13 protein-coding genes and 1 pseudogene are annotated in these 10604 nt (G+C 63.8%); 9 read left to right on the top strand and 5 right to left on the bottom strand.

Going from position 1 to position 10604, the window contains the following annotated elements:
• Together WA702_RS25230 and WA702_RS25235 are read left to right on the top strand one after the other, a co-directional pair.
• A pseudogene (locus WA702_RS25230) lies at positions 1 to 546 on the top strand (hypothetical protein); the annotation flags it as partial.
• A 52-nt stretch (positions 547 to 598) separates the two neighbouring features.
• The gene (locus WA702_RS25235; protein WP_425113263.1) at positions 599 to 1351 is read left to right on the top strand and encodes an alpha/beta fold hydrolase; all 753 of its coding nucleotides are present in this window, start codon (positions 599 to 601) and stop codon (positions 1349 to 1351) included.
• On the opposite strand, the gene WA702_RS25240 is transcribed toward WA702_RS25235, so the two are convergent.
• Positions 1309 to 2715, bottom strand: a complete 1407-nt coding sequence (locus tag WA702_RS25240) for a hypothetical protein (protein ID WP_425113264.1) — start codon at positions 2713 to 2715, stop codon at positions 1309 to 1311. The genes WA702_RS25235 and WA702_RS25240 overlap by 43 nt on opposite strands.
• Before the next feature lie 349 nt (positions 2716 to 3064).
• On the opposite strand from WA702_RS25240, the gene cysE reads away from it, so the two are divergent.
• Together cysE and WA702_RS25250 are read left to right on the top strand one after the other, a co-directional pair.
• Positions 3065 to 3892 (top strand): serine O-acetyltransferase, encoded by an 828-nt coding sequence (cysE, locus tag WA702_RS25245; protein WP_425113265.1) that lies wholly within the window; start codon positions 3065 to 3067, stop codon positions 3890 to 3892.
• Between the two features lie 251 nt (positions 3893 to 4143).
• Complete coding sequence (locus WA702_RS25250) at positions 4144 to 4356, top strand: DUF3126 family protein (protein WP_024510665.1); 213 nt, start codon at positions 4144 to 4146, stop codon at positions 4354 to 4356.
• 127 nt (positions 4357 to 4483) lie between these two features.
• Here the strand turns inward: WA702_RS25250 and WA702_RS25255 are convergent, their stop codons facing one another.
• Complete coding sequence (locus tag WA702_RS25255) at positions 4484 to 5191, bottom strand: hypothetical protein (RefSeq protein WP_425113266.1); 708 nt, start codon at positions 5189 to 5191, stop codon at positions 4484 to 4486.
• 194 nt (positions 5192 to 5385) lie between these two features.
• Here WA702_RS25255 and WA702_RS25260 point away from each other — a divergent pair, with 194 nt between their 5' ends.
• Both WA702_RS25260 and WA702_RS25265 read left to right on the top strand, forming a co-directional pair.
• Positions 5386 to 5715: a DUF6949 family protein gene (locus WA702_RS25260; protein WP_425113267.1), complete on the top strand. Its 330-nt coding sequence runs from the start codon at positions 5386 to 5388 to the stop codon at positions 5713 to 5715.
• A gap of 92 nt (positions 5716 to 5807) precedes the next feature.
• A complete protein-coding gene (locus WA702_RS25265) occupies positions 5808 to 6338 on the top strand; it encodes a gamma carbonic anhydrase family protein (RefSeq protein WP_425113268.1) in 531 nt (176 codons plus the stop codon).
• A gap of 96 nt (positions 6339 to 6434) precedes the next feature.
• Here the strand turns inward: WA702_RS25265 and WA702_RS25270 are convergent, their stop codons facing one another.
• Entirely contained in the window at positions 6435 to 6608 is a 174-nt protein-coding gene (locus WA702_RS25270) for a hypothetical protein (RefSeq protein WP_425113274.1), read from the bottom strand.
• A 142-nt stretch (positions 6609 to 6750) separates the two neighbouring features.
• Here WA702_RS25270 and WA702_RS25275 point away from each other — a divergent pair, with 142 nt between their 5' ends.
• The 3 genes from WA702_RS25275 to WA702_RS25285 all read left to right on the top strand — a co-directional run bounded on the left by WA702_RS25275 (position 6751) and on the right by WA702_RS25285 (position 8272).
• Entirely contained in the window at positions 6751 to 7287 is a 537-nt protein-coding gene (locus tag WA702_RS25275) for a hypothetical protein (RefSeq protein WP_425113269.1), read from the top strand.
• 157 nt (positions 7288 to 7444) lie between these two features.
• Positions 7445 to 7969, top strand: a complete 525-nt coding sequence (locus WA702_RS25280; protein WP_425113270.1) for a hypothetical protein — start codon at positions 7445 to 7447, stop codon at positions 7967 to 7969.
• 159 nt (positions 7970 to 8128) lie between these two features.
• A complete protein-coding gene (locus WA702_RS25285) occupies positions 8129 to 8272 on the top strand; it encodes a hypothetical protein (RefSeq protein ID WP_425113271.1) in 144 nt (47 codons plus the stop codon).
• A gap of 93 nt (positions 8273 to 8365) precedes the next feature.
• Here the strand turns inward: WA702_RS25285 and WA702_RS25290 are convergent, their stop codons facing one another.
• A complete protein-coding gene (locus WA702_RS25290) occupies positions 8366 to 9178 on the bottom strand; it encodes a dienelactone hydrolase family protein (protein ID WP_425113273.1) in 813 nt (270 codons plus the stop codon).
• 554 nt (positions 9179 to 9732) lie between these two features.
• Positions 9733 to 10254, bottom strand: coding sequence for a hypothetical protein (locus WA702_RS25295; RefSeq protein WP_425113272.1), 522 nt, complete (start codon positions 10252 to 10254; stop codon positions 9733 to 9735).
• Between the last annotated feature and the right edge of the window lie 350 nt (positions 10255 to 10604).

The raw sequence follows: 10604 nt of genomic DNA on the forward strand, positions 1-10604 counted from the left end.
GTCGGCCGATTGGGGGAGGGGCTTGCAGCATGGGCCGGCCGCTCCGCGCGCGAGGTCGTCGACGCGCCGGCGCTGCAGCAGGCGGTCGCCACCGGCTCGGTGTTCCGGCCGGGCGAGACCGCGACCGCGATCAAGGCGGCCTTCCGGGCCGAGAAGGCCGGCGGTCTGGTGCGCCTTGCCAAGGATGTCGGACGCATCACCGAGAAGGCCGGCACCCGCGGCGCGCTGGATTCGCTGAAGCTGGCGGAAGGTCCGAAGGATGTCGCGCGCGCCGCGAGACTCGCGGAATCCGAAGGCGGCAAGACCCGCGCGATCCTCAAGCTGCTCGGCCGCGGTGCGCTGCTGCTCGTCGCCGGCGCCTTCAACCTCACCGCATGGCTGTTCGGTGCCGTGCTGGCGCTGTTCGGCTTCCTCTGTTCGGTCAAGGCCACCACCGAACGGGCGACGCAGGCCTGGTGCAACAGGCGCCGCGCGCGTCGATTGCGCCAGGCGCGGGCCGCGATGGTCGCTGCCCCCGAACTGGCGATGGCGCCCGCCTGCGGCTAAATTCTCGGCCGTTTCGTCCCGTCCTCATCACCAACCTCGCGGATGTCTGCCGATGCCGAGCTTCCACAACGGCGCAGTTGAAATCGCCTATCTCGATGAGGGCGAGGGCGACCCGATCGTGCTCGTGCACGGCTTTGCGTCGAGCAAGAACGTCAACTGGGTCTACCCGACCTGGGTGTCGGAGCTGCGCAAGGACGGCCACCGCGTCATCGCGCTCGACAATCGCGGGCACGGCGATTCGGCAAAACTCTACGATCCCGCGCAATATGCGATCGCCGAAATGGCCGCGGATGTCCTGGCGCTGATGGACCATCTCGAGATCCCGCGCGCCGATGTCATGGGCTATTCGCTCGGCGGCCGCATCGCCGGCCATATCGCACTGACGTCACCGCAGCGGATGCGCTCGGCGATCTTCGGCGGCATCGGCATGGCGATGATCGAGGGCGGCGGCCCCGGCGAGAACGTGGCGCTGGCGCTGGAAGCGCCGTCGCTGGACGATGTCACCGATCCGGTCGGACGCACATTTCGAGCGTTCGCGGACCAGACCCGGTCCGATCGCCTGGCGCTGGCCGCCTGCATGCGCGGTTCGCGCGGGCTGATGTCGCGCGAGGACGCCGGACGGATCACCGTGCCCGTGCTGATCGCGGTCGGCACCACCGATGAGGTGGCGGGCTCGGCCTCGGCGCTCGGCGCGCTGATTCCGGGGGCAGAGGTGCTGGAGATCCCGAACCGCGATCACATGCGCGCGGTCGGCGACAAGGTCTACAAGGCCGGCGTGATCGACTTCCTGTCGCGTCGCGCATAGTCCCGGTCAGCGCCGCCGAAATAGCGCGCCGCGGCGATCAGCGCGGTGAAGGTTGCGATCCACACGATCCGCGCGCCGTAGCGGTCGTGCGGCCCTGAGATCACGCCGCAGATCGCGGCATTGCCGAGCAGGGCCAGCGTTACGGTTGCCGCCAGCAGGGTGACATCGTCACGGCGCCGCCGCCAGATCGCATGACCGAGCAAAGCGAGCATTGCCAGCATCGAGCCGAGCGCGACCGGCACATGCAGCCAGTTCAGCAGCGCGAAATTGATGTCCCAATGCTGCTGGTGCGCAGCGTGCATCGGCTTGCTCTGCGAGGGAATGTAACGGTCGATGATGCCGTAGGTGTGGGGCAGCCAGCCGATGGTGCCTTCGCCGGTCGCCACATGCAGCAACTGATCGACCGTCGCGGTCACGGCCGCCTTCGCCTGCCACAGCGGATATTCCTGCAGCGAGTGGGTGACGATGTAGCCCATCTCGTTGTCCAAGCCCTCGAAGCGGCCGAGGGTGTTGAACATGCTGTTGCCCCACAGGAAGTCGTCGGCGGTGGGCGGCAACTCATTGCGGTAGGGACAGAGCTTCAGCTCCAGTTGCGGGCAATGATCATTGAGGTACTTCGCGACGATCCCGTCCTGCAGCATCCGTCCGAAGGCGACGCCGACGCCGCCGGGAGTCCAGGCCAGCTGGCCTGACAGCGCATAGTTCGCGCCGAGCAGCATGGCTGCGCCGGCGACGAGGCTCGCGCCGCCCTGCATCAGCCCCGCAAGCGTGATCCGGTCACGGAGAAACGGCCGCGCGACGAGCCCGACGCAGCACAGGCCGAGCAGCACGCCGAGCGTGGCGCTGTGGGTCGCCGAAGCGAAGGCGATGAAGCCGAACACCGCGCATTTCTCCAGCGCCGTGATCCGATCGGCCTGCGTAACCAGGATGAACAGCGCGAGCACAGAAAGCCCGGCGAAAATGTCCGTCAGCAGCATGCTTGCGAGCCAGGGCAGGGCCGTGGTCGCGATCAGCAGCAGGCCGATCCAGAGCAGTCGCAATGGCTGGATCAGGCCGAGCACCCGCAAGCTCAGCTGCAGGATCCAGAGCGTCGACATGGCCTGAAAACCGAGATTGAGCCAGAAACTCGATCCTTCGCCGAAGTGGAGGTACAACCCGAACACGGTCGATCGGCTCGGCACCAGGTAGCCTTCATACCAGCGTGCCAGATAGCCGCCGGTGTCCCACTGCAGGAGCGGATAGCCGTTCCACAGGGCAGGCGCGATCAGGAAAAGCGGAATGACGACGACGGCGATCCAGATCGAACCGGTCTCGACCGTGCGCGCGGGCAGGATTTGCGTGTTACTGATACCGGCGTCCCCCATTTGGACCACCGTGGCCCCAAAAACGGCCCGGCTAATATGCACCAATAGTCGCAGAGGTCGGGCCGGTAAAGCCTGACCGCCTTCCGGGCTTCTCCGGACACTGGGGGAGTTCGTCTTGCCCCTCGGCCAAGCCGGACAAAAAGCGCCGATCGTCGCCTTGATTTTCGGTTCCCGCCGACCACCTTGAGCCAACGGCGGCAGATGGACGGCGTCCTGTGCTGGCGGATGGAATGTGTCAATTCACGGGCGTCGATCCCCTGGGAAAGCTGACCTTTGCATCGCCGGTTTGGAGGACTCTTCCTCAGCCTCCCATGCTATAGTCGTCGCCTGTAGAACCCGTGAGAGAGCCATGGTCGTGCATCAGACCCATCCGCAGGGCGGGAAAGTCACAACGCTTGATCCGATCTGGGATCACATCCGCGGAGAGGCGGAAGAGATCGTTCGCCGTGAGCCGGAACTCGCCACGTTCATCTATTCGACCGTGCTGCATCATGATCGGCTGGAGGATTCGGTGGTGCATCGGATATCCGAGCGGCTGGATCATGCGGCGCTCTCCGGTGACCTGATCCGCCAGACCTATGCCGAGGCGTTGCGCGACGAACCCGATCTCGGCCATGCCTTCCGCGCCGACCTCATCGCCGTCTACGACCGCGATCCCGCGACCTCGCGCTTCATCGACCCGTTGCTCTACTTCAAGGGCTTCCATGCGCTGCAGGCGCATCGTCTCGCGCACTGGCTGCTGCGCAAGAACCGCAAGGATTTCGCCTTCTACCTGCAGAGCCGTTCCTCTGCGGTGTTCCAGACCGATATCAATCCCGCGGCCCGGATCGGCCGCGGCATCTTCCTCGACCACGCCACCGGCTTCGTGTGCGGCGAGACCGCCCTGATCGAGGATAACGTCTCGATCCTGCACGGCGTGACGCTTGGCGGCACCGGCAAGGAGAACGAGGATCGCCATCCGAAGATTCGTCACGGCGTGCTGATCGGTGCCGGCGCCAAGGTGCTCGGCAATATCGAGGTCGGCCATTGCGCGCGCATCGCGGCCGGTTCGGTGGTGGTGAAGCCGGTGCCCAATAATGTCACGGTTGCGGGCGTGCCGGCCAAGATCGTCGGTGAAGCCGGATGTGCGGAGCCGTCACGCACCATGGACCAGATGATCAACGCGATCGGACTGTGAGCTTCTTGCCGCAAGGTCAAGACTTTTCATCAGACGGATTTCGTGCGACGAGACCAGGCCCGCTGTGGATTTGACCGTTGACGAATGTGTTTCGACGACCGGGGCGCATGATCCACGGCGTTTCATTCAAAGTCCGTCCAGCGTTGCATAAGTGATGTCGCGGGTGCGACGGACGAGATTGTTGAGTTCAGGACGTGAGCGGTGTGCGTAGCGTCCTAATCCCGAAAACTCGCTGCCGATTGGAGACAACCGTGGACGTTCAGGAAGTCAGGAAGCTAGACGCATACCTCAAGCGCGTGTTCGGCAATCCCAAGATCCGCGTGGTGCCGCGGCCGAAGAAGGATGATTCCGCCGAGGTCTATATCGGCGAGGAATTCATCGGCGTGCTGTTCGTCGATGACGAGGATGACGATCGCTCGTTCCAGTTCCAGATGGCGATCCTCGAGGACGATCTGGTCGAATAGGCGCCGATAGGGACATCGTTGCGGTACGCGCGCAGCAGCTTAAAGCTACACGCGTGCCGATCGCGCGATCGTTCGGCGGACTACACCTACGTAGTGCACTCATTCTTCGTGCACCGCCCTTTGCGCGCTATCCCTTTGCGCTATGGAGTTGCGCGGTTAGCCGCTCAACCGCATCGGCAACGTCGCGCCAGCGCGATAGCAGGGCGCGCGGAAAGCGAAAGGTGAGATCGGCGCCATCGATGCGGCGTTCCGCAAGGCACATGCCGGGCGTCCTGCCATCGCGCGTGCAGCGCGCGGCGAGCAGCGGTTGTTCGGCCAGGAACAGGTCCTCGCTGTCGTAAGGCGTACCAGCGCGAAAGCTGCGCATGGTCAGCCCGTCCTGAACCTGCATCGCCTCCGGTGCGAGATAACGCGGATAGATGGCGCGCAGCCGCTCCTCGGGCGCCATTGCATCGTGATGTGCCCCGATCGAGACGAAGATGCGATCGATCGGCTGCGGCAGACCGTCGACATCTTCGGCACTGATATGTTTCGGCGCTTGCGGCGGCTGTAGCGAAGGGAATTCGAAGCTGAGATCGACCCGCTCCTGCGGCCCGGAATGGCGCTGGATCTTCATGCGAACCGCTGCTGGAGGCACGTTGAACAGTGTATCGCCGACGCTGACCGGCAGGCGGTCTGGCCCGGTTGCCGACACGACGCCCCAGGTCGGCCATAGCAGATAGGCGACAGCGGCGATTGCGGCTGATGCGAGCAGGGCGCCGAGCGCCATCTGCACGGCATGACCGTGAGCATGCCAGCGTGCGGTGCTGCGTTGTTGGGCCGAAAACATCGTCATGAAGGCGCGTATTCCGTCGTTCGCGAATCAGGCGGACTATGCCACGGGCCTCAGGTTTCCGCAGGCCTATGGCGGTATTGGGACCCGCGCTGGGCGCGGCGCATATTAACCTTTCCTTAAGGATGATGTGGCGCCGGCTGCGGCATTTTGCGAAAGAAGGACGGGGCAGTTTTGTCGTGTGTGGATCAAGTCCGATGTCGCCTGAAGCGTTGAATTCCCTGTTCTCGCTCTGCATCGGTTTTGCGGTGGCTGGAGCCTTGGCCAGCGGCTACCAAACCTTTGCGGAACGTCCTGCCGGTTTCGAGTTGCTGCAGCGGGGCGTCACACAGCACCGGTTCGCGGCAGTGCCGTTCCTGGTGTTTGCCGCGCCCTTCATCATCATGCGCAACACCTTGCGCGGCGCGCGTATCGAGCGACGCCGCTTCGAGTTCGTGATGATGGCGACCGTCATCGCCGGCTTCTGGAGCATGATGTCCGGCACCTTCTTCGTGATGACGCTGCGCGCCGCCGGAGTTCTGGTCTGACGACCGACCTGGCCGCTGTTTGCGCTCACGTCGAGCTTTCTTGAAAACCCTGCGCCAGCCGTGCAAGGTCGCCTCGAAAGAGGAGACGCGTGATGGCCATCTATGAGCTCGACGGGCAGGCGCCCGAACTTCCCAGTGACGGAAACTACTTCATTGCCGACAACGCGACCGTGATCGGACGCGTCCGTCTTGCGAGCGCGGTCACCATCTGGTTCGGCGCCGTCCTGCGCGGCGACAATGACCTGATCGAGATCGGCGAGGGCTCCAACATCCAGGACAACGCCACCTGCCACATCGATCCCGGCTTTCCGCTACGGATCGGAAAGAACTGCACCATCGGCCACAATGCCATCGTGCATGGCTGCACGATCGAGGACGACGCGCTGATCGGCATGGGCTCGATCGTGATGAACGGCGCGCGGATCGGACGTGGCAGCGTGGTCGGTGCGGGCGCCGTCGTCACCGAGGGGAAAGAATTCCCGCCGCATTCGCTGATCGTCGGTGCGCCGGCGCGCGTGGTCCGCACGCTGGAGCCGGCACAGGTCGAGCGGATGGGTGGGGCGGCACGCTCCTACATCGCCAAGGGCCCGCACTACAAAAACGGCTTGAAGAAAATCGGCTGAACGGGGCGCCCACGCGTTTCACAAGACGCTGCGGCAACAGCCTGATTTGATCAGCAAGGCCGCGTACGGTCAGCGGGCTTATGCCCGCAGACTGGCTCAGGTTCCTTCGCCCTCGTTGGCCTCGATCGCGCTTGCCACGCGCTCGTGGCCGCTTGCCCACAATGCGTATTGCTCGCTGCCTTCCTGATAAGGATTGGCGCCAGCGGGAATATTTTCACGCGCGGCGCGTTCGCCTTGCTCGAACGGATCGGGGTCGGTGGTCATGATCATCAAAGCCTCGTTCGTTACGGCTTCCTTGTCGGAATCCCATTAGCGGCGTGTATCGCTTCTGCGCATCAATCGTCGCCGGATCGGAATCGTTCCGGAACGAGCCGTCTTCGCGGAGGTTGAAGGGACAAAGGGAGATCATCCGATGACCAGATTGTCGCTCTCGACCTGCGTTGCCTTTGTATTTCTTGCCAGCGCTTCCGTTGCCCTTGCGCAAGGTGGAGGTGGTGGCTCTGGCGGCGCCGGCGGAGGAGGTGCCAGTGGTGCCGCGGCTGGGGGCGGTGCAGCAAGTGGTGCTTCGGCCGGCAGCCCCAGTGCGGTCGGCAGTCCGAGCGCCGGGACTGCAGGCGCGGGATCGTCAGGCACCAGCGGCGTCGCGTCCGGACCCGGCAACGCCGGCGGTCTCAACAATTCGGTCAATGATCCGAGCGGCGCCGGCAACGCCGCCAAGCTCGCGACGCCATCCGCATCCGGCACCAACAGCTCGGGCACGGCGCAGTCATCCGGAGCGGCCTCCAATTCTCGGTCCGGCGTCACCACCGGCGCCGGAGGCGGTGCGGCTGGCGGAATTGGAGGCATTGCCGCTAGCGGTCCGAACACGCGTAACGACACGGATGCTGCGATTACAGAGGAAAACAAGACCATCGACCGCAAGGTGAAAAGCATCTGCCGAGGTTGCTGAATGTCAACAACCGAGTTCACAAATGTTGCAGCATCGTTGCAATTTGGTCGCGCACAAGTGAGGCGGATTGCCCGTCGCTTGATCCAAATCGACCCTAAGTAAGTACCTGATCGCACGATGAGCGGCATCGTTGCGACCGTCTATTGGAGAAGGTTCGATGCGTAAGTTCATGATGGCCCTGGCAGCCGTGGCAACCCTGGCAATGATGGCACCTGATGTTGCCTCTGCGCGCGGCGGGGGTGGGGGCTTCGGTGGCGGTGGGGGCGGCTTCGGTGGCGGCGGTCACGCGGGCTTCGGCGGCGGCGGCGGTTTTGGCGGCGGTCACGCGGGCTTCGGCGGCGGTGGCGGTTTTGGTGGCGGTCACGCGGCGTTTGGCGGCAGCGGTGGAATGCACGGCGCAGCGGGATTTAGCGGCATGCACACCGGAGGCTTTGGTGGAATGCACGCCGGAGGCATCGGCGGATTCCATCACGGAGGTTTTGGTGGTTTCCACCACCACCATGGCTTTGGTCCCGGCTTCGCCTTCGGATATGGGCTGGGCTATCCCTACTATGACTATGACGGCTACTATGGCGGCTATGCATACGACGATGGTGACTATGGCGCCAACTGCTACATCGTTCACCATCGCGTCCACACCCGGTATGGCTGGCGCTATCGAAGCGAGCAGGTGTGCGAGTGATCTGCAAGTGATCTGAACACCGGCTGATCACGCCATCCAGCGCAAGGTCAGTCTCTCAGTCGATCCTGGTGCGCTGACGCACCAGGATGTTACGAGCGAGCTGGTCGCTCGCGACAACAACGGGCAGGCAACAACGGACTGACAACAATGGACTTGGCCATGATGACACCATTTACGATCCCGGAGCTCGCCATCATCATCGGTGTCATCGGCACGGCGCTTGCCGGAATGAGGTGGAAGCAGCCGGAGCCCAAGCGCGTGCCCGCCAAAGCGCGTCGTGGCAGAGCGCGCCGCAACGGCTAGCCGCTTCCCTGAGCTCGCGCGCCACCCGGCGGCACTGCCGAGCGGAGCGGTCGTGCTCCGTGCGCGGACCGTACCCGTCGCGACGGTGACGCTTCAGCTCAACACGTTGTATTTCTTGAGCCAGGCCTGCATCCGATTCCAGGCATCCTCCGCCGCCTCCTTGCGATAGCTGGTGCGGTAGTCGGCATGGAAGCCATGAGGTGCACCTGGATAGATCTTGAACTCTGCGGTCTTGTTGTTGGCGGTGAGCGCTTCCTTCAGCGCCTCGACGCTCGCGACCGGAATGCCGGTGTCCGATTCCCCATACAGGCCAAGCACGGGCGCTTTCATCTCAGGCGCAAGCTGAGTCGGGCTCTTTGGCCAGCGCGGATTGGGCGGATCGACCGGCGGCCCGTAGAATGCCACGCCGGCCTTCAGCTCGGGAGAGTGAGCGGCATACTCCCATACCGTGCGCCCGCCGCGGCAGAAGCCGATGATGCCCAGCCGAGAGGTGTCGCCGCCCTGCGACTTCGCCCAGGCGACGGTGCTGTCGAGATCGGCGAACAGCTCGGCATCCGGCTTTGAATTCACCTGCGGCAGCAATTGCTGAATGTCTGCGATCTTGGTGAGGTCGACGCCCCCGCGGAAGTAATAGTCGGGCGCCACCGCGAAGGCGCCGAGCTTGGCGAGCCGCCGCGCCACGTCCTTGATGTATTCGTGCAGGCCGAAGATCTCCATCGCCACCAGGATGACCGGCGGATTGCTCGCGCTGGCCGGGCGCGCGAAATAGGCCGGCATCTCGCCTTCCGCAACCTTGACCTTGGCGTCGCCGGCGTTGAGGCCGTTGGTGTCGGTGGTGATGACATCGGCGCGCACGGGCCCGGTGGCCAGCGTGTAGCCGGCGGCAGCGGCCGCAGAGGCTGTCATGAAGCCGCGCCGCGAGAATGGCGCGGTTTTTGTCAGTCCGATGACATCTGACGTCAGCAATGGCTCAGCGGTCATGAGCGTCTCCTCCGTAAAATTACGGAGGCATTCAGCAAAGTATTTTCTGTAAAGGCAAGCCATCAACGCGTGAGAATTTTTGTCCGGCAAAGCGGAATAAACCCGCGGGGCACGATGCAGAGGAAGGCAAAATCCGGGGGGAGAAAAAACAAGGCCGTCGGCGCAGTATGACGCCAACGACCTTGCCAGCCCCGGATATTGAAATTGGCCCTGCGCCATCCTGAAATTGGCTGCCATCCGGTAAGCTGAGAATGAACTGAAATGCTGGGGCGTTGTGTGAAGCAGTTCACAAAAGGCCGGGAAAATTCGGTGGGGCTTTTACTGAGCGCATGTGAGCACGATGGAGGCGGCGAGCTCGCGCGCATATATCAAAACACGATGAGATCGTCGCTCGGAGATTGCGGGCAAGCAGCTAACTACTTCCAGATGCGGTTTCTCGCGTCGATCTCAAAGCGTTGCACGCGCGTGTGGCGTCGAGATCAAGAGCGGCCGCGCCGATGATGATGCGCGCTGCCGCCGGCCTGTGCGCGGGTGCGAAGCGAGTGGTTACGGGTTGGCGCCGGCGAAGCAGGCTCGGAGGTCTGCGCGCTGGCGTAGGATTGCCGCAGCCCGTCGACGGACGCGGTCAGCGCGGTGACCTGATCGGACAGGCGCTTGGTGTCAGCCTGTTGCGTGGCGAGCAGATGCTTGATCGTCTGTAGCTGCTCTTGCAGCATCTGCAGCTGATCGACCGATTCCTGCTGGGTCGCTTCCAGTCCCTTGGTCTTCTCGACCAACTGCTCGGAGGCGCGCGCCGTGCGGGCCTGCAACTGGCGAGCCGTGGCGGCGTGGTCAACCTCCGACGAGGCGCCGGTATAGGCGCGGGTGATCACGACGGCCCCGGCGCCGACGATCAGGACGAGCAAGGCGGCTGCGGCGAGCGCGATCGGCTGCGAGCCCTTGGAGGCAAAGGCGCCGGATCTTTGAGTGGAAGGTTTGTTCTCGCGTGTCAGCGGATTCATGAAAGCCCACCCACCTCGGAAAGCGTTGAAATGCTCCCTTCGACGCTTGCCGGTGTGGAAAGCGAAAGAAGCTCAAACAGTCCCAACGCTCGCGATGGCGCCATGTTCGCGCCGGAAGCGTGAATTTCTAGCGGCAAATTGGGCTAATCAGAGGCTTGCAAGCGCGTTAGGTCAAGCTGCCAAAGCTGTGGCAGCGGCAATTACCGCGCTGCAGCATTGTGTTCGCTGACAGCCCCGGACAGGCAGGGCGTCCGGACGCGAACTGCCGGGCGGATGACTCACTGGGACGCGGAGCAGTCCTTGCAGATGATCAGCTTCTGCTTCAGCCGCGCATCTTCGGCCTGATTGAC

It is taken from the genome of Bradyrhizobium sp. (assembly GCF_049798375.1).
GTDB lineage: Bacteria > Pseudomonadota > Alphaproteobacteria > Rhizobiales > Xanthobacteraceae > Bradyrhizobium.